19 protein-coding genes and 1 riboswitch are annotated in these 24955 nt (G+C 61.4%); of the genes, 11 read left to right on the top strand and 8 right to left on the bottom strand.

The features are described from left to right. Positions 1 to 588 precede the first annotated feature (588 nt). The gene (locus AC3WQS_RS30440; RefSeq protein ID WP_492713377.1) at positions 589 to 1857 is read left to right on the top strand and encodes a plasmid pRiA4b ORF-3 family protein; all 1269 of its coding nucleotides are present in this window, start codon (positions 589 to 591) and stop codon (positions 1855 to 1857) included. A gap of 82 nt (positions 1858 to 1939) precedes the next feature. On the opposite strand, the gene AC3WQS_RS30435 is transcribed toward AC3WQS_RS30440, so the two are convergent. Together AC3WQS_RS30435 and AC3WQS_RS30430 are read right to left on the bottom strand one after the other, a co-directional pair. Next, complete coding sequence (locus AC3WQS_RS30435) at positions 1940 to 2515, bottom strand: TerD family protein (RefSeq protein WP_003940660.1); 576 nt, start codon at positions 2513 to 2515, stop codon at positions 1940 to 1942. 113 nt (positions 2516 to 2628) lie between these two features. Continuing rightward, positions 2629 to 5811, bottom strand: a complete 3183-nt coding sequence (locus AC3WQS_RS30430; RefSeq protein WP_492713378.1) for a DEAD/DEAH box helicase — start codon at positions 5809 to 5811, stop codon at positions 2629 to 2631. Positions 5812 to 5922: 111 nt separating this feature from the next. Here AC3WQS_RS30430 and AC3WQS_RS30425 point away from each other — a divergent pair, with 111 nt between their 5' ends. Next, positions 5923 to 7041, top strand: a complete 1119-nt coding sequence (locus AC3WQS_RS30425; protein WP_019749282.1) for an alpha/beta hydrolase — start codon at positions 5923 to 5925, stop codon at positions 7039 to 7041. Positions 7042 to 7093: 52 nt separating this feature from the next. Here AC3WQS_RS30425 and AC3WQS_RS30420 read toward each other — a convergent pair whose 3' ends face one another. Together AC3WQS_RS30420 and AC3WQS_RS30415 are read right to left on the bottom strand one after the other, a co-directional pair. Then, the gene (locus AC3WQS_RS30420; protein WP_133729007.1) at positions 7094 to 7453 is read right to left on the bottom strand and encodes an excalibur calcium-binding domain-containing protein; all 360 of its coding nucleotides are present in this window, start codon (positions 7451 to 7453) and stop codon (positions 7094 to 7096) included. 172 nt (positions 7454 to 7625) lie between these two features. Continuing rightward, entirely contained in the window at positions 7626 to 8999 is a 1374-nt protein-coding gene (locus tag AC3WQS_RS30415) for a dicarboxylate/amino acid:cation symporter (RefSeq protein WP_003940669.1), read from the bottom strand. A 339-nt stretch (positions 9000 to 9338) separates the two neighbouring features. Between AC3WQS_RS30415 and AC3WQS_RS30410 the strand changes: the two genes are divergently transcribed. From AC3WQS_RS30410 to AC3WQS_RS30400, 3 genes are all read left to right on the top strand, one after another. Then, positions 9339 to 10244, top strand: a complete 906-nt coding sequence (locus tag AC3WQS_RS30410; RefSeq protein ID WP_020970159.1) for a phosphodiesterase — start codon at positions 9339 to 9341, stop codon at positions 10242 to 10244. A gap of 78 nt (positions 10245 to 10322) precedes the next feature. Beyond that, a riboswitch (SAM riboswitch) is annotated at positions 10323 to 10436 on the top strand. Further along, a complete protein-coding gene (locus AC3WQS_RS30405) occupies positions 10419 to 11765 on the top strand; it encodes an LLM class flavin-dependent oxidoreductase (protein WP_151531919.1) in 1347 nt (448 codons plus the stop codon). It overlaps the preceding riboswitch by 18 nt. A 20-nt stretch (positions 11766 to 11785) precedes the next feature. Then, positions 11786 to 13153: an NtaA/DmoA family FMN-dependent monooxygenase gene (locus AC3WQS_RS30400; protein ID WP_264613078.1), complete on the top strand. Its 1368-nt coding sequence runs from the start codon at positions 11786 to 11788 to the stop codon at positions 13151 to 13153. Between the two features lie 51 nt (positions 13154 to 13204). Here the strand turns inward: AC3WQS_RS30400 and AC3WQS_RS30395 are convergent, their stop codons facing one another. Continuing rightward, the gene (locus tag AC3WQS_RS30395; RefSeq protein ID WP_020970156.1) at positions 13205 to 14698 is read right to left on the bottom strand and encodes a stealth family protein; all 1494 of its coding nucleotides are present in this window, start codon (positions 14696 to 14698) and stop codon (positions 13205 to 13207) included. 280 nt (positions 14699 to 14978) lie between these two features. Here AC3WQS_RS30395 and AC3WQS_RS30390 point away from each other — a divergent pair, with 280 nt between their 5' ends. Beyond that, the gene (locus AC3WQS_RS30390; RefSeq protein WP_283385462.1) at positions 14979 to 15212 is read left to right on the top strand and encodes a hypothetical protein; all 234 of its coding nucleotides are present in this window, start codon (positions 14979 to 14981) and stop codon (positions 15210 to 15212) included. 3 nt (positions 15213 to 15215) lie between these two features. Here the strand turns inward: AC3WQS_RS30390 and AC3WQS_RS30385 are convergent, their stop codons facing one another. Beyond that, positions 15216 to 15641, bottom strand: coding sequence for a nuclear transport factor 2 family protein (locus AC3WQS_RS30385; protein WP_492713379.1), 426 nt, complete (start codon positions 15639 to 15641; stop codon positions 15216 to 15218). Positions 15642 to 16022: 381 nt separating this feature from the next. Between AC3WQS_RS30385 and AC3WQS_RS30380 the strand changes: the two genes are divergently transcribed. From AC3WQS_RS30380 to AC3WQS_RS30360, 5 genes are all read left to right on the top strand, one after another. Beyond that, the gene (locus AC3WQS_RS30380) at positions 16023 to 17627 is read left to right on the top strand and encodes an ABC transporter substrate-binding protein (protein WP_492713380.1); all 1605 of its coding nucleotides are present in this window, start codon (positions 16023 to 16025) and stop codon (positions 17625 to 17627) included. A gap of 8 nt (positions 17628 to 17635) precedes the next feature. Continuing rightward, positions 17636 to 18595: an ABC transporter permease gene (locus tag AC3WQS_RS30375; RefSeq protein WP_020970152.1), complete on the top strand. Its 960-nt coding sequence runs from the start codon at positions 17636 to 17638 to the stop codon at positions 18593 to 18595. A gap of 47 nt (positions 18596 to 18642) precedes the next feature. After that, on the top strand, positions 18643 to 19446 hold the full coding sequence (locus tag AC3WQS_RS30370) for an ABC transporter permease (RefSeq protein WP_492713381.1): 804 nt from the start codon (positions 18643 to 18645) through the stop codon (positions 19444 to 19446). A 36-nt stretch (positions 19447 to 19482) separates the two neighbouring features. Further along, positions 19483 to 21183, top strand: a complete 1701-nt coding sequence (locus tag AC3WQS_RS30365; protein WP_400823108.1) for a dipeptide ABC transporter ATP-binding protein — start codon at positions 19483 to 19485, stop codon at positions 21181 to 21183. 64 nt (positions 21184 to 21247) lie between these two features. Further along, positions 21248 to 22222: a TauD/TfdA dioxygenase family protein gene (locus AC3WQS_RS30360; RefSeq protein WP_400823106.1), complete on the top strand. Its 975-nt coding sequence runs from the start codon at positions 21248 to 21250 to the stop codon at positions 22220 to 22222. Here AC3WQS_RS30360 and AC3WQS_RS30355 read toward each other — a convergent pair whose 3' ends face one another. Together AC3WQS_RS30355 and AC3WQS_RS30350 are read right to left on the bottom strand one after the other, a co-directional pair. Continuing rightward, positions 22223 to 23065 (bottom strand): hypothetical protein, encoded by an 843-nt coding sequence (locus AC3WQS_RS30355; RefSeq protein ID WP_020970148.1) that lies wholly within the window; start codon positions 23063 to 23065, stop codon positions 22223 to 22225. A gap of 31 nt (positions 23066 to 23096) precedes the next feature. Further along, positions 23097 to 24890: an alanine racemase gene (locus AC3WQS_RS30350; protein ID WP_492713382.1), complete on the bottom strand. Its 1794-nt coding sequence runs from the start codon at positions 24888 to 24890 to the stop codon at positions 23097 to 23099. Positions 24891 to 24955 lie beyond the last annotated feature (65 nt).

The raw sequence follows: 24955 nt of genomic DNA, 5'->3' as shown, positions 1-24955 counted from the left end.
GGACACCGCCGAACACAATGTAGAGAAGCCCCCCAACCAGTGATGGTTGGGGGGCTTTCTCGTACCCAAAACACCCCACCAAAACACCCCCCGAAAGCACCCCCGCCGGCACCCCCGCCGGCACCCCCGACTTCGAGCGAACGGCACGTCCGTCGCCTCAGACCGACCCAACGTACCGTTCGCACGATCAAGGGGCGGGCACGCCGCCGACTGACCACCGCGTCCGGGATCGAGTGAACGACACTCTCACCGCCTCTAACGAGATGGACGTACCGTTCGCACGATCAGGGCACGATCAGGGCAGGAATTGGGTGAGGAAGATGCCAGCGCCGACGCACGTAGCGACTGGTTAGCCAAGGTACAGATTGTGAACCCTCTCATAGGTGCGAAGTACTCTCCGATTTTGTGCCTTTGTCCCTAGTACTTTGGCCTAGGCTGAGTGTCATGGTGGGGTTGAGCAGCTCGCGGGTGTCGCATTTGCGACTCGTTCCGACGGAACCTGAAGAACTGCGAAGGTTTGTACAAGAAGCTGACGGAGGGCGTGGGGGCCTTCAGATTGCGCGATCGTTGCGTTCGAAGAGGCGCGCGGTGCCGGCGCAATACGCGATACGTATCAGCGTCGACAATGTATCCACTCAGATCTGGCGACGAATCCTCGTCGCGTCGGATCTGAATCTGGATGACCTGCATTCGGTCGTTCAACGGGCAATGGGGTGGAGTGACCGTCATTCGCACGCGTGGTCCAAGTCAGGAACCCGATTTCCCGGCGAGGTCGAAGAGTATGTAGCTTCCGGAAGCAACGCCGAGCAGCGCCTCGCCGGACGAGTGGCGATCGTAGAGTCTGCGGTACGTCTGGACGAGGTCATGGCCTCGCCCGGCGATGAACTTAGATATCGCTATGGACGCTTCGGAAACTGGAGTCACACGCTGACACTTGAATCTTCGGAAGTACTGCCCGACGGATTCCAAATTGTGTGTGCCGCGGGTCGCGGTGCGTGTCCGCCGGAGGAATGCGTCGGGCCTGACGAGTACGAGCAGCTCCTCGGTGTCCTCGCTTCGGAGAAGTTGCGCTCCCACGAATGGACCCTCGAATGGCCGCAAACCGAATTCGAGCCGACACGATTCGAGATCGCTGAGGTCAACAATCGGCTTCATATACCTCGACCGGACGAGATCGTTGCGCCGTACGACACCGCAATGCTCGTCGAATGCCTGGAACCCTCGCGAGTCCCGGAACTGCGCGCGGTCCTCGCCCGAGCCGGCATTGACGATGAGTCGGCAATCGGAGAGTTGGTCCACGTCGAGGCGGGCCAACGCCTTCAAGCGGTCTTGACGCTGATCGGTGTCGAAGGGGTCGACGCTGATGACTTCTTCACGACGGTCGACGCGATGCTCGACGAACCCGAACTGGGACCTGTCAACCTTCCCAAGGGGCGATCACTCTTCGCAGTACTCAAGAGGTTTGGCCTGGTGCGAAAGCACAAAGGGCAGATTGTGCTGACGAAGCGGGGACAGTCAGCGCAGCGGGACGCATCAATCATGTGGTCGGTGATCGTCGACAGCGTTCCGGTTGCGCCGGGCGGCTCGCAGCGAGCAGTGGAACTTCTTGTCCTCCTCGCCGTAGCCGCTGGTTTGTCGCCGGCAGATCGTCATCGCTTCGTCGCGGGAGCACTGGAGTCGATTCGGTCGTCAAGCATCCTCATGTCCGGCGCTCAGACTTCCAAACGTGACACGTCCGGGAGCACCGTAGAGGTGCTCGGTTTGATCGGCGCTACGGGGTACGAGCTGGGGAAGTTCGGCACCAAAGAGGACTCTCCCTGGGCAGCTCACCTCGCGAGGGCGATCCTGCAGCGTTAACTCGCGCGTTCGATGCAGACAACCGAAACGGGGTTCGATCCGGCAATGCCGAATCGAACCCCGTTTCGTGTCCTGGTAGAGATCAGATGTTGACGCCGTAGTCGCGGGCGATGCCGGCGAGTCCGGATGCGTAGCCCTGTCCGACTGCGCGGAACTTCCACTCGCCGTTGTGGCGGTAGAGCTCACCGAAAAGCATGGCGGTCTCGGTGGAAGCGTCTTCCGAGAGGTCGTATCGTGCCAGTTCGGATCCATTCGACAGATCTACGACGCGGATGTAGGCGTTGGTGACCTGCCCGAAGGACTGGAGTCGGGCATCGGCGTCGTGAATCGAGACGGGGAAGAAGATGTTGGTGACGTTGGGCGGTACAGCCGGGAGGTCGACGTTGATGACTTCGTCGTCGCCGTCACCTTCACCGGTGAGGTTGTCGCCGGTGTGCTCGATGGATCCGTCGGGCGAGCGAAGGTTGTTGTAGAAGACGAAGTGCAGGTCGGAAAGAACCTTGCGTTCCGGGCCGGTGACCAACGCGCTGGCGTCGAGGTCGAAGTCGGCACCACTGGTGCTGCGTGCATCCCAGCCGAGACCGACTGCGACCTTGGTGAGGTTGGGTGCGGCTTTCGACAGAGATACGTTGCCGCCCTTGGCAAGTGTGACGCCCATTCAGGTTCCTCTCGTTCGAACGAAGTGGATTTCTTCGTTCGGGAGTTCTGTGTTGTCCGTTCTCGACTCACATTACCGTGAGCGGGTAGGTGCGGTTCGACCGAATAGCTACCTCACCCGAACAGCGCGCGAAGATCCTCGGCGTCGAGTCCGGTGCCGAGTGTCCCTTCGGCGTCCATGACATTCGAGAACAATGCCGACTTCTTGGCTTTGAGCGCCATGACCTTCTCTTCGATCGTGTCTTTGGCAATGAGACGGTAGACCATGACGTTTCGTGTCTGCCCGATGCGGTGAGTGCGATCGACCGCTTGTGCCTCGGCGGCCGGGTTCCACCAAGGGTCGAGAATGAAGCAGTAGTCGGCCTCGGTGAGATTGAGGCCGAAGCCACCAGCCTTGAGGCTGATCAGGAATACGGGGGCTACGCCAGACTTGAACTCCTCCAACACTTCACCGCGATTGCGCGTCGAACCGTCGAGGTAGCTGTACGGGATTTTTTCCGTGTCGAGTCGGTTGCGGATCGAACCGAGGAACCCGGTGAATTGGCTGAAGATCAACGCACGGTGTCCGCCCGCAATGACGTCGTCCAATTGCTCGACGAGAGCGTCGACCTTGGCTGAGGGGACAGGTCCGCTTTCCTCGTCGACCAGCGAGACGTCGAGACTGAGTTGGCGTAGCACCGTCAGCGATTGCAGGATCGTGAATCGGTTCTTGTCGACGTCGTCGAGCAGTCCGAGAATCTTCTGCCGTTCGCGTTGCAGGTGGGTGTCGTAGATCGCGCGATGGCTCGGATGCAACTCGATCTCGAGTATCTGTTCCTGCTTCGGCGGCAAGTCTGCAGCCACCTGTTCCTTGGTGCGCCGAACCATCAGCGGTTTGACGCGCCGCCGAAGTTGCGCCAATCGCTCTGTGTCGCCTTCCTTTTCGATGGGGTTGCGGTAGACGTCGGTGAAGGTGGTGGGACTGGGGAACAGTCCTGGTGCAGTGATCGCGAGGAGCGACCACAACTCCATGAGATTGTTTTCCATGGGAGTGCCGGTGATCGCGAGTTTGAAGGGTGTGTTCACTGCCGTCGCACACTTGTGGACCTTGGACTTGTGGTTCTTGGCGAATTGGGCTTCGTCGAGTACCAGTCCGGACCAGACGCCCGCCGAATACGCATCGGTGTCGAGGCGAAAGAGAGCGTACGACGTCACGACGATGTCCGTCCCGTCGACGAGTGTTGCCAGGTCGGTTCTTCTGCGCCGCAGAGTATCCGTGATGACAGCGGTGTGGAGGGTTGGTGCAAACTTGGCCACCTCGGATTTCCAATTGGAGACCACGCTGGTGGGAGCAACGATCAGAAAGGGCGGCGCCGCTGGATTCGATTGCCGTGCAGTGCAGATCATTGCGAGAGTTTGCAGGGTCTTGCCCAGGCCCATGTCGTCGGCGAGTATGCCGCCCAGGCTGTGCTGCCGGAGGAAGTTGAGCCAGCGGAATCCGTCGACCTGATAGGGGCGCAGTGTTGCCGTCAACGTGGCGGGGACGTCGACGGGATCGATCCCGGAACCGCCGAGCAATCCTGCGATCTGCTTCTTCCAAGCTGCTGCCTGATGTTCGACTCTTCCCAGTGCCGTCAATTCTTCCCACAGCCCGGCTTGAAACTTGCTGATCGCGAGTTTGCCGGTTGGTCGATCGAGCAGCGACCGCGCTTCGGTGATGAGTCGGTGTAGACCGAGAAGGTCAGGTGCGTCGAGTCGGAAGAAGGCGCCGTCCGGCAGCAGTATGTGAGTCTCACCCTTGCTCAGGGCGGAGAACAGCGTGGTGAACGGAACGCCTTGTCCCGCAACGTCGACGGTGACGTCGAGGTCGAACCAGTCGGATCCGCTGCTCCCGTCGGGGGCTGACGTGCTGAGGCCGATCACGACAGCGTCGTCTGCGGGCCGATAGTCGGCGGGAGTGCCCACGACGGTGAGGTCGACGTCGTCGTTCGCGTCGAGTTGGGGGAGGAGGTCGAGTGTGAACTGCATGGAATCGAGGCCGGCCAACGTTCCCGCGAGAGTGGCCTTCGCCGCGGCCGCACCGAGGCTCTTGGCAATGGCATCTTCGGCAACGTGGTTGCGGATCTCGGACTCGTCGGTGGTTGTGTCTGCGGTAGAAATGATCAGTTCGTCGGCATCGACTGTGTACTTCCATGCTGATTCGATGTCGATGCGGTGGTTGTCCGCGTAAGTGGCCATCAGTTGTAGCCGAGGACCGGACACAGTCGGCGGGTTGTAGGCGCCGTCGGAAGATATGACGGGAGCGAGGTTTCCGAGTTTGAACACGAACCGCGAAGTGAATGCATCCCGATGCTCGGCGGGTATGTCGACCGATTTTCCGGAGTCGATCAACTGCCTCAGTTGGTGGGTTATCGGCATGTGCAGTGGTGCGAGAGTGATCGCGTTGGCGTCGTCGAGCGCGAAGACGCCATGTGCCGGCGTGCCGACCAGTCCCCAGTCGGAATGAGTCACGATGTGCCCACCGGCCTGAATTCGGGGCGTCAGGCGGAGGTTGTTGTCTTCTGCACCGTGGACGTCGAGGCAGATGCTGGCATCGTCGAGTAGGGAGATGTTGCCGAGGCCGGCCTTCGAGTGAACGAGTGAAACGCCGACGCTGATGGCCTCACGAAGAAGCGACCAGAGTTGCGGGCTCGCGAACCCGGCAAGATCGATTTCCGCGGCATTTTGATTTCGGTAGTAGTTGCCGGCGCTGTGGAGGAGATGTATGTCGCGTAGAACCCGGAGGTGATCTGCGGGGAACTGAAAAGTGCTTCCGAGTTTGTTCCAGGCGAGCCCGCCGGAGATCCACCCTCTCGCTCCTGGTTGTACGGGTTTGATGATGAGCCTTGTCGATGCGCCCTTGGTTCGGGTGGTGAATTGAATGCCAAGTCCACGTGTAGTGCGGCCGGCCGGGTCTGGTCGGAGCAACTCCTCGAGCGCGCTGTCCCATCCGAGGTGTTGTGGAGTCTTGTTCGCCTCGGCCACCGCTGCGAGCACCAACGCGACTACGTGCTTGCAGTTCATCCGCACGGGACACGTGCAGAGGCCACGCGTGAACGTTGCTGTACCGGCCGCGCTGCGACTTACCGAAATCGTGCAGGTGTACGGCTCTCGCGCAGTTCCCGATACAGCGCCGATCAAGGTGTCAGCGGTGTCGTTCCATGCGATGGATTCGACTGCATTCTGCCGCAGGTAGGTAAGTCCGCGTTCGTAGGTGGTTGTGCCCACGACAGCGCGAATTCGGTCGAGGTCGAGGGCCCTGACTGAATCCGGTTGCACGGGGCAAGCCTAGTAGCGGTGACCGACAGATCTTGTCGTGGTCGTTTGTCCAAGAAAGTCCGAACTGCACGGTATGTTCACGGAAACATCTTTGACTGGTTTGGGAGTTTCATGAGGACTGAGCGGCGTGCGTGGATCCGATCTGCGCGCACAGGTGCGGTGTGTTTGGCCGTTTGTGCACTTTCTTTGCAGTTGGGCGGACTGTCGACGGCAGCGCCGAGTTCCGGGAGCTCGGGAAGCTCGGGAAGTCTGGGCAGCGTCGAGGGCAGCGTGAGTTCGGGGTCGACGATCCCAGGACCGCTTCAGGAGGATCCGGGCCCCAAGCCGGAGCTGCGCGACGACATCGTCGTCCCGGCCATCGTCGGCGAGAAGGTGACCGCACCGCAGGCAGTCAGGCTGACGGTGGCGTCGCCTGCACTTCGACGCGAGGTCGGCGTCGAGATCTTGCTACCCGCGGACAATTCGGTTCCGCGCCCAGCGCTGTACATGCTCGAGGGCGTCGACGCCGGAGAGAAGAGCAGCGGATGGATGACGATCGGCGGCGCCCCGGCGTTCTTCGCCGACAAGAACGTCAACGTCGTGATGCTTAATGGCGGAATCGCGAGCCTGTACTCGGACTGGGAGAATCCGGATCCGCGGCTGGGACTGCACAAGTGGGAAACCTTCATCACCGAGGAGTTGCCACCGCTGATCGACGCGCGACTCAAGACCAACGGAATCAACGCGATTGCCGGCAATTCCATGGGCGCAATGGGTGCAATGATGCTCGCCCAACGCTTTCCGGACATGTACCGCGGCGTTGCCGTGTTCAGCGGCTGTTATTCCACGATGGATCCGCTCGGCCGAACCGCCGTGCAGGCCACGATTTCTTCTCGAAGCGGAGATCCAGCCAACATCTGGGGTGTGCCAGGGGGCCCGGAGTGGGAGGCACACGATTCGTTGATCAACGCAGAGAAGTTGCGTGGCAAGGAAATCTACGTGTCGACGGCAAATGGTCGTCCCGGATCTGACGAGACGCTGCAGACTCCTGAACTGCTCGAGCGCCTGGTGATCGGCGGCGGCATCGAGGTTGCTGCGCACGCCTGCACCAAGATGTTCGACGCGCGGTTGCAGGAGCTGAAGATTCCGGCGCAGGTGGATTACGAGCCAAATGGCACACACGCGTGGGCGTATTGGCGTGAACGATTGCCGAAGGCGTGGCCGACTCTGTCCCGGGCATTGGGCGTCTGACGGTTCGACAACAGTGCTCGGGTTGTGGGTGCACCACAACCCGAGCGTTGGATCACTCGCAGGCGATGCCGTCGTTGTCCCGGTCGAGATGCGGGGCATATCCGTTCTGGCCCCGGTACAACGGAGCTGCGCCGGCGTTACGCACGGCAGTGCAGTTCTGGTAATACCGCGCCGGTGCGGGAGTGTTCTGCGGCGCCGGCGGGTTCTGGGGCGCTTGCGGAGCGGGCGGTGCAGGCGGTGCGAAGACCGGGGGAAGGAACGGCTGGACTGCGTCGGCAGAGCCAGTCGGAATCATGCGTGCGATCTCGATCGGTAGGAAATCGAAAACCGTGGATGCCTGAGCGGCGGGTGCGGCAACCAGAGTGATTGCGGCGCAACCTGCGATGCTGAATGCCAGACGGCGGAGCTTCATGTGACCTCGTGTTCAAATGGGCAGCCCTTCCACTTCGGAGGGCTGTGCCGGCTGAGCATACTGGTCATAACGACCAAATGGTTTATTTCGGTAAGGGTGAAACCTGGGGTGAAAAGCAGCGTCCCCGCACCGTATTGCTCGGGTGCGGGGACGCTGCTGCTGTCAGCGAGGGTTACGCGTCGACAAGTTCCTCGGCGAAGGGATCACCGTTGCGGGGAGCGTCGAAGCGCTCCTTGTCGAGGATTCCCTCACGCTTTGCGACGATGACCGGGACCAGTGCCTGGCCGGTGACGTTGACTGCGGTACGGCCCATGTCGACGATCGGTTCGACTGCGAGGAGCAGTCCGACGCCGGCCAAGGGAAGACCCAGGGTGGAGAGTGTGAGTGTGAGCATGACTGTCGCACCCGTAGTTCCGGCCGTTGCTGCCGAGCCGATGACCGAAACGACGACGATCAGCAGGTAATCGGTGAAGGTCAGCGGGACGTCGTAGAAGCCGGCGACGAAGATTGCCGCGATCGCGGGATAGATTGCGGCGCAACCGTCCATCTTCGTGGTGGCACCGAGCGGAACTGCGAACGAGGCGTACTCACGAGGAACGCCGAGGTTGCGTTCGGTGACGCGTTCGGTCAGCGGCAGGGTGCCGATCGACGAGCGCGAGACGAATCCGAGCTGAGTTGCGGGCCAGACACCGGAGAAGAAGCTTCGAACCGAGAGGCCGTGTGCGGCAATCAGGATGGGGTAGACCACGAAGAAGACAATGGCCAGACCGATGTAGATGGCGGCGGTGAAGACGCCCAGCGACCCGATCGCATCCCAGCCGTAGGTGGCGACAGCGTTGGCGATCAGTGCGGCCGTACCGATCGGGGCGAGGCGGATGATCCACCACAGGACCTTCTGGACGATCGCGAGCAGCGAAGCGTTGAACTCGAGGAACGGCGCAGCCTTGGGACCGATCTTGAGCGCAGCAATGCCGATTGCGCCGGCGATGACGAGCAACTGCAGGACGTTGAAGCTCAGCGATGTAGTCGCCACGCCTTCGGCGACGGAAGTCTTTGCGCCCAGCCCCAGGAAGTTGTTCGGAACCAGTCCGGTGATGAACGCCCACCACGAGCCGGAGCTCTTGGGTTCCTTCGCGGCTTCGGCGGCGACGTCGGTCCGTGAACCGGGATCGGTGATCAGGCCGACGATGATGCCGATGATCACAGCGATGAAAGCGGTGATCGCGAACCAGAGCAAGGTCTGCACGGCCAGGCGAGCTGCATTGGCGACCTGGCGCAGGTTGGCGATGGAGCTGACAATGGCGGTGAACACCAGCGGGATCACCGCAACGGTGAGCAGCTTGACGTAACTCGAACCGATGGTCTGTACGGTGCCGACCAACCAGTTGACGTTGCCGTCGGCTGCGTCAGGCATGGCCCGGGCGACGAGACCGATGATGACACCGAGTACGAGACCGGCGACGATCTGCGGTCCGAATGCCGTCGCCCAGGACGGAAAACGGGACGTGGACTTTTCCGGCACGCCGGTGGAGGTGGAGCTGGGCATGACTATGCCTTTCGAAAATCAAGGGAGCGAAACGCAGCGCGGCACCAGAGGCCGGGCAGATTCGAAGAAATGTTTCCTGGTACGCGTCAGGTCAGAGCGAGCGCGTACACATTGCGCTCGCCTGCAGGCGAAGGTCGACGTAACGCCGACTGGTCAGGAACAACACTGTCCACACACTACTCGCAGCTTCAACTACTCGATCCCGAGGGTCGCCGCGGGAGTTCGCTTGGTGTTCGTCGGGCGTGCCCCGATCAGTCACTGTTGGTCGGTTGACTAGTCTCGACGATCAGTAGGTGCCGCACCGGCGCCTACGCGTCGGCAAGCGGAAGCGAGAGACCGATGAGCGTTCGGAATGCCGAGTACCCGCGTCCGAAGCATTTCCTGGTGCACCTCAGTGACACGCATCTGGTGGCTCAGGGGGAGTTGTACGACGCCGTGGATGCGTCGACGAGATTGCGGGAAGTGCTCAGCGGGATCGTGGCCTCGGGCGCACGCCCGGATGCACTGATATTCACCGGCGACCTGACCGACCAGGGACACCCCGACGCATACGCGGAATTGAAAGCCATCGTGGAACCCGTGGCGGCCGAGATCGATGCGCAGGTCATCTGGGCGATGGGCAACCACGACGACCGCTCTACTTTCAGGTCTCTGCTGTTGGGCGAGGACGCCACCGATCATCCCGTCGACAACGTCTACGACCTTGACGGACTGCGGGTGATCACCCTGGATTCGTCGGTTCCCGGTCACCACTACGGTGAGATCTCGGATCGTCAATTGGATTGGCTACGCTCAGAATTGGCGGTGCCCGCGCCCGACGGAACAATTCTGGCGCTGCATCATCCGCCGGTTCCGTGCATTCAGGATCTCGCGGTTCTGGTGGAGTTGCGCGATCAGTCCCGGTTGGCAGACGTCTTGCGTGGCAGCGACGTCCGGGCGATTCTTGCCGGGCATCTGCACTATTCGACGACGGCGACGTTCGCCGGCATTCCGGTTTCCGTGGCGTCGTCGACGTGTTACACCCAGGACTTGAACGTGGAAGTCGGTGGTCAGCGTGGTCGTGACGGGGCTCAGGGGTGCAACCTGGTGCACGTCTACGACGAGACAATTGTTCATTCGGTCGTTCCACTCGGCGCGCACGTGACGGTCGGTGAGCCTGTCGACGCGGCCGAGGGAGCCCGGAGGCTCAGCGCTGCCGGTATTCGAATCCTCGAGAGCGAAAAGGCTGCACGCTCGATCATCTGAGGTGGCAGGCGGTTTCCGGCACCCCGGCGCAGTTCTGGGCGATTGCCGGGCTGTCGCGTACTCATTACCGTCGAGGTAGGTGCAGAGCTCCAGCAACAAGGACCGGCTAGCTGGACGGCAACCCTTCATGCCGATGGGGTGCCCCGGAATCACACCTGGCGATACGCGCGGTGCGTGTCGCAAGCGGCAGTCGCCACGAGAACCGTCAGTCGGGTGCTGACGGTTTCTGCGGTCGGCACTGTGCGCTCCCGAGTAGTTCTCGAACAGGAGTATGCGCCGATGACCTCCACCCCCTCTTCTCATCTTGCTCCGTTGCATCTCGCCGTAGCGCTGGACGGTGCCGGTTGGCACCCTGCAGCCTGGCGAGAGCCACACTCGCGCCCGAGTGAGCTGTTCAGCGCGTCGTATTGGACTGACGTGGTGACGACCGCCGAGCGTGGTCTGCTCGATTTCGTCACCATCGAGGACAGTCTCTCGGTGCCGGCCAACCCACTCGAGCCCGTCGACGACGCGGTTGATCGGGTGCGCGCTCGGCTCGACGCACATCTCGTGGCCGCCCGACTGGCACCGATCACGAGCAACATCGGCTTGATCCCGACCATCACCACCATTCACACCGAGCCGTTTCACGTGTCCAAAGCCGTTGCCACGCTGGATTACACCTCGCGCGGTCGCGCCGGATGGCAGGTGAAGGTTTCGGCGTCGGAATCCGAGGCAGCACAGTTCGGGCGTCGCGACATCCCAGCGCTCACCGATGCCGACCGTCAGTCGATCGTTTCAGGCGTCCTCCCGGACTTCGTGCGCGACCTGTTCGACGAAGCTGCGGAGGCGGCTGACGTAATCCGGCGACTCTGGGACAGCTGGGAGGACGGCGCCGAGATCCGCGATGTGGAGCAGCGCCGGTTCATCGACCGAGACAAGTTGCACTACATCGACTTCGAGGGAAAGTACCTCTCGGTCCGTGGACCGTCGGTGACTCCGCGCCCGCCGCAGGGGCATCCCGTCGTTACCGCGTTGGCACATCAGCGGGTCGCGTACGAGCTGGCGGCGCGGACGGCCGATCTGGTGTTCGTGACGCCGTTCGACGACGAGCAGGTCACGGCAATCCTGGGTGAAGTGCGAGCCGCCGAAGAACACGTGCAGCGCACCGGCGAACCTCTTCGGGTCTTCACCGACATCGTCGTCTTCTTCGATGCGCCGGAAGAAACCGGAAAGGAACGGCTCGCGCGCCTCGACGCGCAGGCCGGCGCCGAATACCGTTCGGACGCGCTGACCTTCACCGGCTCTGCTGCGGAGTTGGCGGATCTCCTGCTCCGGTGGCAGCAGTTGGGAATCGAAGGCTTCCGGTTGCGGCCGGGCGTCCTCGTGGACGACCTCGACGCCATCGCAGGTGAGCTGGTGCCTGAACTGCAGCGACGCAGCGTATTCCGCACCGAATATCCGCAGACGAATCTTCGCGGACTCCTTGGTCTACCCATCGACGTTCCCAACCGCTACGCCGCCGGCACTCCGGCCGCCTGACAGACGAGGAATAGATTTTCATGAGTTCTCAGAAGCGTAAGCAGGTCATCCTGGGTGCCTACCTCGGCGGCGTCAACCATCACACTGCATGGTGGGATCCGCAGGCGGGCAGCCAGATAGAGTTCGATTCTTTCGAGCACACCGCTCGAACCGCCGAGCGTGGGAAGTTCGACTTCTTCTTCCTCGCCGAAGGCCTCGCCCTTCGTGAGCGTGCGGGACAGATTTTCGACCAAGATATCATCGGTAGGCCGGACACCTTCACGGTCCTTGCATCGTTGGCGGCGGTAACCGAACACCTCGGATTGGCCGGCACTATCAATGCCACGTTCAACGAGCCGTACGAACTGGCCCGCCAATTCGCGACGCTCGATCAGTTGTCCGGAGGGCGTGCCGCCTGGAACGTCGTCACCTCGTTCGACGCATTCACCGGCCAGAACTTTCGCCGCGGCGGATACCTCGACCGCGCGCAACGATACGAGCGTGCGGAGGAGACCGTAGCGCTGGTGCGTGAACTGTGGGATTCGTGGCGAAGCGACGACATCGTGGCCGACAAGGCATCAGGGCGCTTTCTCGCGAGACCGGATGCCGGTGAATTCGCTTTTCATGGATCGCATTTCGACGTGAACGGCCGATTCACCGTGCCGCGTAGCCCGCAAGGGCGCCCGGTTATTCTGCAGGCCGGGGTGTCGCCGCAGGGGCGCGATTTTGCTGCCGGCAATGCCGACGCGATCTTCTCACCGTACGGTCAGTTGCCCGAGGCGGCCGATTTCTATCGCGATATCAAAGCACGTGCCGTCGCGGCCGGACGTGACCCGGGTGACATCAAGATCCTGCCGTCGGCGAGTTTTGTTCTCGGCACCTCGGAGGCAGATGCGATCGAGAAATACCGAGAGATTCGCGACCAGCAGGTCACCGGCCAGACCGCTTTGGTTCTGCTCGAACAGATCTGGAATCTCGATCTGTCGAAGTACGACCCCGAAGGACCACTACCCGACATCGCTCCGGATCCCGAGGCTCCGCCGATCATCCAGGGCCGCGCCTTCATTCACCAAGATCGTTTCGCGACCGTCGCAAAACTTCGCGCGGTAGCCGAGAGCAAGAAGTTGAATCTGCGCGAAGTGGTGATCGATCAGTTCGAGCGTGGACCGATCGTCGGTACACCGCAGCAGGTTGCCGAGAAAATAGATTCGTTTGTCAGCAACGACGGTTCGGACGGATTCATCCTCGGGTCGCACCTCGTGCCAACCGGCCTCGACGAGTTCGTCGACGACGTGGTGCCGCTGCTGCAGGATCGGGGTGTTCTCCGCAGTGACTACGAAGGAACGACGTTGCGTGAAAATCTCGGACTGCCCATCCCTGTGCAGCGGGAGCGCGCGACAGCACGCTGATCGACCGAAGTAGCAAGGGCCCAGCCGAAATCGGCTGGGCCCTTGTTTCGTCTAGGCTTCCCAGGGCGCCGGGATGGGGTAATAGCTCTCCAGAAACTCCGTGATCTTGCGTGTGCGAAGTTCCAGATCGATCTCCGGAGCGCTGCCGTCGTTGAGGCAGAAGAAGTCCATGGAGCGCTTGGCGAGCAGTGAGTCCATGTCGCGCAAACCGGCTTTGACCGTCGTATCGACGTACTTGACGGCTGCGGACTTCTGTACCACCGACCGTCCACTCATCAGTGTGTAGTAGTGATACAGCGAATTGGTCACCGAGATATTGGAACTCGCGCGGAAGGTGCTTGCTGCAGTGGCCGCGAAGTCTTCGGCGAACTCGCGTTCCATCTCGGCCATCACGCTCTTGCGTAGTGGCGTCGCTGCGTGCTCCAGATGCCTGGTGGTCATCAGACCGAAGCGGTCCTGCAGCAGACGGCGGTTGACGCGGGCCGCATTCTCGAACCCGCTGCGGTCGTTGTCGTTGTGTCCCAATCCGATTCTGGTGTCGGCCTCGATGAACATGCTGATCCCACCGGGGGAGAAGAACATGTCCGGGCCGACGGGGCGACCGAAGAACATGTCGTCATTGGAGTAGAGGAAATGCTCTGCCAGACCCGGAATATGGTGCAGCTGGCACTCGACAGCTTGAGAATTGTGGGTGGGCAACACACTTGGATCGGCGAAGAACTTTTCGCTGGGCATGAACGTGACTCGCGGATCGTCGGCAAGCCAGTCCGGACGATCGGAATCGGTTGCGACGAAGATCCGCCGGATCCACGGCGCGTACATGTGGATGGATCGAAGCGCGTATTTGAGCTCGTCGATCTGACGGAAGCGCGCTTCTGATTCGTCGCCCTCTCCGACGATGTAGTTCTGCATGCGCTTGGCGCGCTGAGCCTGAAACTCCTTGGAAGAGCCGTCGACCCAGGAAAAGACCAGATCGATATCGAAGCTGATATCGGAGGCATGATCGGCGAACATGTTCTCGATAGTCGGCCAGATCCGGCCGAATCGCTCGACGGTTCCCCGGACAGCTTCTTCGGGGAGGACGGTTCGTCGTGTCAGTGAGTTCTCGACGGGTAGGACGATTTCTTCGTCGGAAATCGACCACAATTCGATTTGAACGCCGATGTTCGCGCCGTAGTTCATGCCGCTTGCGACGTGAACCCGCGGACGGAACAAGCGGAAGATCCGTGACTTGTTGGTTTTCGACAGGGCACCGTCCGCGACAAGGAGCGCTGGGCTCTTCTTCGCGTCGACGGTTTTGGAATAGAAGGGTGCGTTGGCGCATCCCTCGACAAGCGCCTGCCGCAGGTTTTTGCGCTCGGTCCAGCTCACCGCGATCACGGGGCGCTCGTCGTTTCCGCGGACGAGTAGATACTCGATTCCTGCGGCGTCGAGGATGTCGCGGATGAAGAGGAGATCTTCGACCATCGCTTCGAGCGGCGTGGTGGTCGTGATCGCGAGGGCAAAACGATTCTTGAATCGGACGGTCTCGGGTAGCTCGCCCATCCGTGCGCGTGACGCGGCCGACGCCGGTTCCACGGGATTGGGGCTGTCCTGCTCCGGGGGTACGAAGTAGATGTCGTGCGGAGCGGGAGATTCTGTAATGGGATGCCTTCCGATTCTGATCCAGCTGTGTATCTGTCGCCCCCGACGCTGCGAGAGCGTGGTGGCGACGAGCTCAGTCTATGCCGTCGGCGCCGAAAGTCGGACATGAGTGACAGCGATGGGTAGGGCGGGGCGAGTCGGGTACCCCGAGGACCGAAGCGAGAGTGAAGGAGGAGAACCGATGCGTGTGAAAGCGATGGTCGGAACAGGCGCGATGGCTGTTGCGCTGGCCGCCGGCCCAGTTGCCACAGCTTCTGCTGAAGGCGCCGAGACGGCGGGGTCGGAGGGTTCACCGGAGATGCTGACCTGCGAGGTGGTCTTCGATGCACTGGAAGACATGAGCCCGGAATGGGCGGAAGAGGGGATCGATCAGGTCGAAGACTGGTGTGAGTTGATCACCGGCGAAGAAGACTGAACGTCAGCCGCGCGAGATCACTCGTCGCGACAGTCGCCACCGCCCGTCTTCGAGTTCGAACTCGTCGGCGTAGCTCCCGACGCCGCTGAGCTTGGGAGTTGTGGTCGTGTCGACGTAGAACGTCCACACCGCATCCGCGCGGGCTGTAGTTTCCGACGTCACGTCCACGGCGATCGCTGTGGTGACGTGACGTGTGAACGTGCCCGGGCCTTGTATGCCGGCGGCTCGACGCTCGATTACTCCAGCAGCAATTTCTTCGCGGCCACGTCGTACCTGTGCGGGGATACCGCGATCGGGATTGGCCGGCATGTTCCATTCGGCCTCGCGGGTGAACTGCTCGACGTAGTCCTCGACAGAGCCGGTGTCAGCCAGATGGGCGATCCGAGCGAGCGTTGAACGAATCTGTTCGGCAAGGCTCTCGGGTTGCATGCTGTTCTCCGTACGTGTGAGTGCTGTGGTGGATCGCAGGATATTGCCCGTGGACTGACCGAACACCGAGGCGTCCCAGTCAGTGGCAGCAGTTGAGAGAAATTCAGATCACCGTGAGTTCAACTATTTCCCCGATATCAGGGGAAATGGTTGAGTATCCCCTGAAGGCAAAAGCCTTAATTCCGACCGGGAGGTTTCACACCGTGTCCGTCGCTCCTCGATGTCGGCTCTGACTTCTTCAGCGCCACAACGACTGTCGTAGCAGCTCGCTTTTCTGAATTCCCGGGAGTGAGCATGTCGGAACGACACTCTTTCCCATTCTCGCAAGCGTGTGCCCTGAGAGTGCACAGCTGCGCACCTATTACGAAGGGCAACACCTCCGTGAACTCGTCTCTTTCGACGGCCGGTCTCGACCGCCGTGCCTTCTTCCGTGGCAGTGCGATCGCCGCATTCGCCATCTTCGGTAGCGGCTCACTGGCCGCGTGCTCCTCTGCAGTCGGCGAACAACGCTCGGACGCAGGTGAATCAGTTGAGCCGGTTCGAGGTGGGACGCTCACACTGGCGATACCGGACGACGTCAGCCCTGCGGCACTTTTGACCAGCACCACCGTTGCCGGTGTCACGATATCCGGGCTCGTGTACGAGACCCTGACCCGCTATCCACTCGATTCGGTAGTGCCACAGCCAGTTCTGGCCAAGGCCTGGAAGCTGTCCGACGACGGGCTGACGCTCACGCTCAATCTGCGCGATGACGTCACCTTCCACTCCGGCCGGCGCTTCACCTCCGCTGATGCGGAGTTCTCGCTGCGCACCTATGCGGACCCGAAATTCTCGGCCCAGCTCAGGAGTACTGCGGCCGCCATCGCCGGCTTCGACTCTTCGGATCCCAATACGCTGGTTCTCACCCTCGCACACCGAACCGGGAACATCTTCGATCTTCTCGATCTAGCGCCGATCTTCGACCCCGAAACGTTCGACAAGGCGGTGACCGGTGAATCCTTCGTTGGTACGGGCCCTTTCGTATTCACCTCACGCACCCCGAACAGTTCCATCTCCTTCGATCGGAACCCGAACTACTGGGTCGCCGAGCGGCCGTACCTCGATCACGTGGAAGCGCGGATCGTTCCGGACGCCCAAGCGCGCCTGACATCGCTGAAGTCCGGACAGGTCTCTCTTGTTGCTCCGGCGTCGTTGCCCTTCCGTGACTCACAGAACTTGGCCAAGACCAGCGGGTTCGTGACAACCTCGATCGAGGGTGCGGAACTACAGATATACCTGGGCGCAAACGTCACCGCCGACGGGCTGACCGATGTGCGGGCACGAAAGGCGTTGGCCTACGCGATCGATCGTGACCGCATCATGAGTGAGGTGTATCGCGATACGGGGTATGCGGTCAATCTGCCGTGGCCGAAGTCGTCGCCCGCCTACGACGCTGCCAAGAACGCGACCTACGCTCGCGATGTCGACAAGGCGCGCGCCCTGGTCGGCGATCTGGGTGCACTGCCGACCATTCCGTTGACCTACACAGGAGCGAGCCCGGATTTCGAAGCCGCCGCGCAGATCGTGCAGGCCAATCTCGCCGAGGCAGGGATCCGCGTCGAATTGGATCCTGTCGAGGCATCCATCTTCGTCAAGCAGTTGATCGGCGCTGAGTTCAAAGGACTTTGGCTGACCAATCACACTTTTGCGCAATATGTTCCGTCAACCCTGACGGTCAGCGCCTACCCGTTCAACGCTGCACACAATGCCTCGAAGTTCAGTTCGCCGGCGTATTCCGCCGCAGCGGAGGGTGCGTGGCAGGTTCCCGACGGTTCGAGCGATGAGGCAAAGAAACTGTATGCCGAATTGGGCACGCAACTGTTGAACGAGTTGTTCTTGATCGAGATCGGTGTTGTCGTGCCGCAGGTATCGGCGGCCGAGACCGTTCGTGGTCTGGCCTGGACAAAGGGTCGCCAGCCACAATTCGCCAACACATTCCTGGCGTAGGGGATTCGATGATTCGTTACATTGCGGGGCGACTACCGTCGGCGGTGGTGGTTCTCTTCCTCGCGTCGATATTGATCTTCTCGGTGATGCGTCTGGTGCCTGGCGACCCCGCGTTGGCTCTCGCCGGCCCCGATGCAACTCCGGAAGCGATTGCAGCCATTCGTCATTCGCTCGGTCTCGACAAGTCGATTCCCGCGCAGTACCTGACCTGGATCGGCGACGTACTGACATTGGATCTCGGGCGTTCGTTCGTTCTCGGGGGCCAGATTTCCGATCTGGTGCTGGCGGGGTTGGGGAACACCGCAGTTCTGGCGGGAAGTGCGTTGCTGCTGGCCGTCGTGTTGAGTCTGGTGCTCAGTGTTGCGGTGGTGGTGTGGCCGAAGAAATGGCTGACCTCGGTGGTGAACCTTCTCAACACTCTCTCGGTTGCTCTGCCCAACTTCGTGACCGGTGTCCTCCTGGTTCTCGTCTTCGCGGTGCTGATTCCGGTTCTGCCATCCGGTGGTGTTCCACCAGGTGGGTATCTCGCTCGTCCCGACATCACGTTCCAGTACCTGCTGCTGCCGTCACTGTGCCTCGCACTTCCTGTCGCGGCCGCTCTCACCAGGTTCCTGTCCGAAGCGCTGCGCACCGAGATGGCGCAGCAGTACGTGATAACCGCTCGCGCAGCCGGTGTGCCACGGTGGAACTTGGTTACACGCAGTGCATTACGCAATGCACTGCCAACCATGCTCACCGTGCTCGGAATTCAGACCGGGCACCTTCTCGGCGGAGCCGTACTGGTTGAGGCGATCTTTGCCTGGCCTGGCATCGGCCAATTGATCGAGCAGGGAATCGGTCGGCGGGATTACCCGGTGGTGCAGGTGCTGCTCCTGCTGTCGGTCACGATCTTCGTTCTGATCCAACTTCTGACCGACATCGTGCATGCCTACCTCGACCCACGCATCCGAATCGGAGGGCAGCAATGACGGTGGCCGATCAGTCTGTTGACGAAAGGGTTCGGCGATCTCGTCCTGTGGGCGCTGCTCTGGCGCACGGTCAGGGGCTGGCGGGTGTGTTGATCCTGGTGGTCATCGCAGTAGCGGGAATTGCTGCTCCACTGTTGACCCACTACGGGCCCAACGAGCAGATCGAGGGTGCAAATCTGCTGGGGGCCAGTGCACAGCACTGGTTCGGAACAGATCAGGTCAACCGTGACGTCTTCGCCCGTTCTCTTTACGGAATCCGGATCAACCTCGTAATCGTGCTCGTCGCGGTGCCAGTGGGCGCGATCATCGGTTCGCTCGCAGGCCTGGTGTCGAGTATCAATTCGGTGGCAGATGTCATCGCACAGCGGATCTTCGATGTGATTCTTGCCTTCCCGCTGTTGATTCTGGCGATCACGTTGGTCGCGATCACGGGGCCGGGAGTAGCGCCGGTGATCGCGGTGATCGTGGCTGCTGAAATACCCTTGTTCGGGCGCCTGGTGCGAACGACGGTGTTGAAGGTGCGCGAACTCCCGTTCGTGGAGTCGGCCGAGGTAATCGGTGCGGGGCGGTGGTGGGTACTGCGTAAGCATGTGCTGCCCAACGCCGTAGAACCGCTGGGTGTGCAGATTGCGCTCTCCATGTCGGTTGCGGTGTTCGCCGAAAGTGCGATGAGCTTTCTCGGAATCGGCGTGCGCCCGCCGGATCCGTCTCTCGGTTCGATCATCGCGGGCGCCATTCCGAACCTCGATGCCAATCCGGCCTACGCGATCGGACCGTTGGTGATCGTCTCGGCGCTGGTCCTGAGCTTCCTGCTGATCGCCCAGGGACTGGGCAAGGCCCGCCGAATCTGAAATCGACACCGCCACCACCACTTCAAGGACGTAGTCATGAATACAACACCCGCACAGGCAGTTCTCGCCATCCGGGATCTGGTGATCGAGTTCGATGCCGACGGTTCCCGTGGCTCGTCGACAACTGTGGTCGACCACGTCAACCTCGAATTGGGTTTCGGTGAGATATTGGCGTTGGTCGGCGAGTCCGGATCCGGTAAGTCGTTGACCGCTCGCGCTGTTCTCGGGTTGTTACCGGACGGCGCGCAGGCCCGCGGGTTGATCCAACTCGGTGGCCAGCAGGTGCTCGGTGCCGACGAGGCGACGCTCAATCAATTGCGGGGGACTCGGGCCGCGATGGTTTTCCAGGAGCCTCAGACTGCACTGAATCCAGTGCAGAAGGTGGGTTGGCAGATCGCGCAGGCGCTGCGGGCACACGGCAAGATCTCGCGTGCCGACGCCAGAGTTCGCGCAATCGATCTTCTACGGATGGTGGAGATTCCGGAACCGGAGCGTCGGGTCGACTGGTATCCGCATCAACTCTCGGGTGGACAGAAGCAGCGGGTTGTCATCGCGCTGGCGTTGTCGGGTTCTCCTGATTTACTCATCGCCGACGAACCGACTACTGCGCTCGACGTCACCGTGCAGGCCGAGATTCTGCAACTCCTGCGTAATCTGCGTGATCGTTCGGGCACTGCAATACTGCTCATCACACACAACATGGGTGTCGTTGCGGACATCGCAGATCGCGTGCTGGTGATGCGATCGGGCAGGGTAGTCGAGCAGCAGTCCGTTTTCGATCTCTTTGCGACGCCGCGTGAGTCGTACACACAGGCGTTGCTTGCGGCCGTGCCACGTCTGCCGGAGGCCGACCAGCCGAAGCCTGTGGTTGCTCTGGTCGATAGCGAAGGCGACGCGCAAGTCCCGCCGATCCTGCGGTTCGACGCGGCCTCCATCGTGTACCCGGCGAGGCTGGGCAACAAAGAGTTTCGTGCGGTCGATCAGGTGAGCCTGACGGTTCAGGCCGGCGAGGTTGTCGGACTGGTCGGTGAATCGGGATCAGGGAAGACAACTCTCGGCCGGGCCGCGCTCGGTGTTATCAGGGCCAGTAGCGGCATCGTTGCTTTCGACGGAACCGATCTCGGAAAGATCTCCGCCGCGAATCTTCGGGGCCTCCGCAAGGGAATGGCCTTGATTCATCAGGACCCTGCGGCATCTCTCGATCCGCGTCGGACGGTCGGACAAAGCGTCGGCGAGCCACTCGAAGTCCATCGCTTTGCCACCGGAGCCCTGCTGCGAAACCGGGTGGGGGAGTTACTCGAATCAGTTCGCCTACCGAAGTCTTTTGCTCACCGGGCACCAGGAGAACTTTCCGGTGGTCAACGCCAGCGTGTTGCGCTGGCCCGAGCACTTGCCCTCGGACCGAGACTGCTGGTGGCCGATGAGCCGACCAGCGCTCTGGATGTTTCCGTCCAAGCCGATGTTCTTTCACTCTTTGCCGATCTCAGGGAGGAATACAACTTCGCATGTCTGTTCATCAGCCACGATCTTGCAGTCGTCAATCAGGTAGCCGACCGGGTAGCGGTACTTCGCAGCGGGGAGTTGGTCGAAGAGGGCCCCGCTGCAGAGGTATTCAACTCGCCACGGCAGGACTACACACAACAGTTGGTTGCCGCGGTGCCTGTTCCAGATCCGCGTCGTCAGCGCGCCGGGCGGGAACGGGAATCACTGGTACCCGACCTGACTGTTGCCGTTTGACCCGTCTCGACATCAAACAGCATTACCACCACCTCAACCTTTTGCAGACTCATAGGAGCTTGACATGTCCATCACCGAACTCGAACGCGTCACTCAGACCCCGGAGCAGATCTACGCTGCCGGCGGAATCACTGTCCACAAGGTCGGTGAGCTGATCGGCGCCCGCATCGACGGCGTACACCTCTCTGGGGATCTGTCCGAAGAGACCGCCTACGCGATCAACTATGCGCTGGCAGCGCACAAGGTTGTGTTCTTCCGTGGGCAGCAGCATCTCGACGACACGTCGCAGTACGAATTCGCCGGAACCCTCGGCAGCCAGACCACCACGCATCCCACTCTCAAGTCCAAGGACAACAAGCTGTTGGTGCTCGACGGCGCTGCCAGCAGCTGGCACACCGACGTCACTTTCATCGATCGCATCCCGAAGGCATCGATCCTGCGCGCGACCACAATTCCCGAGTACGGCGGAGCCACCACGTGGGCGTCTACCACGGCTGCGTACAACCAACTGCCGCATTCGCTCAAGGTATTGGTCGAGAATCTGCGCGCTGTCCACACCAATGCATACGACTACGCCGAGATTATCGACAAGGTGAAGCAAGGCGACGCTCAGCGCGTGACGAACTACTCCGAATTCACTCGCGAAATCTACGAGACGGAGCATCCGGTGGTTCGGGTCCATCCTGCGACAGGGGAGAAGACTCTGCTTCTCGGTCACTTCGTCAAGGAGTTCGTCGGACTGAAGTCGTCGGAGTCGGTTGCTCTCTACCAGCTTCTGCAGGCACGAATCATCAAGTTGGAAAACACCGTTCGGTGGTCATGGGCTCCCGGTGATCTGGCGATCTGGGACAACCAGGCAACCCAGCATTACGGGATTTCCGATTACGGGACACAGGCGCGCAGCGTGCATCGCGTGACGTTGGCCGGTGACGTTCCCGTCGATGTCCACGGTGAGCAGAGCCGCATCATCAAGGGCGATGCATCCGAGTTCTCGATCGTTGCAGACATCGACCGGCTTCCCGGCTTTGCCGCGAACTGATCAGTCCTGCTGCGGGTGATCCGGCGGGAACATCTGTCCCCATGAGTGATTGCATGCTCGGCACGTCCATTCCGGGGTGTCCGGTCCCACGACGCAGCCTGTTCCGGCGAGCCACGGTAGGTGATCGAATGGATGGACCGGCATCCCCGGGGAACACTGAGCGGTTCTGTGTGCACCGCAGAGTGGGCACGACGGATTCTTCGACAGCATGTAGTCGATGAAGTTGGTGTGCCCGGACGTGGCCATCCTTCCGGTGCATTTGCGGCACAGGACGGCTGGGTAGTCGTCACCAGGTTCAGCCTGCCTGAAGATCCGTGATGCGGAATGAAAGTGAAGGCGATCGCCGCTGTTGAACTTTCGCAACGGCATCGGTGAGCTGCAACCTGTGCAGTTGCCCCGCTCGTTCATCAACGTTCGGGCGTGGGCAGCTGTGGACGTCGGATCCAGCGTGTCGATGTCGCCGAAGTAGTGCGCATAGTGTGACTGGCCGGCCGTGAGAATCCGGTCGGCCAGTGCGTCGTCGACCGGCCCTGGATCCGTGGGAAATGTGATGGACCATCGTTGTTCGAGTTCTGGAACGGTGGGCAAACCGTGGAGTTCGTACGGGCGTTCATCGACTTCCATCCGCGACGTGCCGTCGAAGGGCGCAGCCACGGTCTCGATGCAGAGCAGCGTGCGAGGAGTGGTGTCGAGAACAGTGATCAGCAGGTCGCCGATGGCCATCTTTCCGCGCATGATCCAGGGATCGACACGGGCACGGGGTTCGAGAAACGCGACCACGGCATCGAGCCACGGCGTGCCGAGTGCGATGAATACGTGCTGACCGGAGCTCCGCGTGATCATCGAACGATTCTCGCAAGGGCTGCCGACAACGTCAGGCTTTGACCACCTTGCGCCCGAGCAGCGATGCAACCAGTCCGTCGACGAAGGTCGCCTGACGGCCGAGAGGATCGGAATCCGCTCCCGCAACGCTGCCGATCGAAATCGATCTCGTCAGGCCGGTCTCGCTGATGAATTCGGCGGCGAGGTGCGCTTCTCGGAATGTGAGGCCGCCCAGATGCGTCGTGTCGTCGACGCCGAGAACACGCCCGTCGATGATGTCCAGGTCGAAGTGGACGTGGACGCCGTTCACACCCTGACCCGCCGCGGCGAGGACGCGAGGCATCAAGGCCGCCATGCCACGGCGATCGATCTCGTCGATCGTCACCAGCAATACCCCGTACTCGTCGAGTGCGCGCTTGTGATCGACCGTGGCGTTCTTGACGCCCACCAAGACGGTGTTCTCCAAGCTGGGGCCGTGCAGAACCACCGCCGACGACAGCAATTGTTCGATATCGCCGTGGGAGGCGAAAATAATTGCACCCAAATCAGTTCCGGGTTCGGTGGCGATCGGAATTTTGGTGTTCTGCCAGGCCTCGGCAGTGAGCCACAGCGGCAACGTCGTGAGATCCGCGGCGGCGTTCTCTCCTTGAATGCAGCTGAAACCGATTCCGGACATGTCCTCGCGCAGACCGTGATCCAGGAGATGGCTTGCCAGCCCGCTAGTTTCGAGGTCGATCAATTCGACGCTCGCATTGGCATCGATCGGTTCGGTGCCCAGGACGTAGTGCTTTTCGACGTAGGGCGATGTCATCGCCATCAAGAGCGCGCCGTAATCGATCGTGAAGTCGACGGTGCCACCCAGTCGGTATTCGTCGCCTGTTTCTCCGGCGTCGACGAGGAGGTGATCGCTACTGGCGCTGATCACCTTCAGGCGCGGATCGATCGGGGTCAAGCCTTCCGGCGAGATGTCTTCGCGGCCGATGGACAAGATCAGGCGTCGGCTCGGCTTGTCCTCGTTGTCGAAGACGGGGCGTCGGCCGAATGCGTCTTCCCCTGAGACTCCATACGGCCGCGACGGCTTGACCTTGGCCTCGATGATGTCCGCGGTGAGAGTGAAGGCATCGTTGTTCAGCAGTTCGTACAGTCCGGGGGGAGTGGGTGATTCGGCCAGTACGATGCTGGCGCCCAAACGCAGATGGTTGATCCCCTCGGGCATCGTGCCCGTCTCGAGTAGTGGCAGCGAGAACGTATTGCCGCCGGAAACGATCGGCAGTTCGATCGAGAACCGCTTCGTGATTTCGTCGGCTAGGTAGACCAGATTCGTCAGGTTGTCGACGGTCGGTTGGATGCCACCGACGCACGCGAGGTTCGCGCCGATTCCGATCAGTCTGATGCCCTCGATAGGAAGGATTTCAGCGACTACGTCCAGCGCCTCCGCCGGCAGGATTCCTTCGCGGAGATCTCCGAGGTCGATCATCAGCACGATGTCGTGGACTACGCCTCGCGTTTGTGCTGCTCTGCCCAGAGCAGCAATCGTCGTCAACTCGGAGTTGAGGCTGATGTCCGCGTAGCGGATCGTGTCGTCGATCTCGTTCAGCGACGGTGCGCGGATCAGCATCAGGGGAACGGTGATGCCGTCGCGGCGAATGCGGGCCAGGTTGTCCAGGCGGGAGTCGGCGATCTGCGTGACGCCGCCGCGGACCATTGCTCGTGCCACCTTGGGGGATCCGCACGTAGATTTGCTGACACCGGCCACCGATATACCGTGAGCGCTGGACGCCTCGACGAGGACGCGCGCATTCTGTTCGATACGACGCAGGTCGACGGTGATGGTCGGTCCGGTCATGATCTCCCCGTTTTCTCCGAAGGCGGTTCACGATCCGGGCTTTCCAGACCGGACGGTTGGCGTGA

It is taken from the genome of Rhodococcus sp. FW305-130, assembly GCF_058788335.1.
Note: the sequence above shows the minus strand (reverse complement) of the source record. Positions and strands in the feature narration are given on the sequence as shown.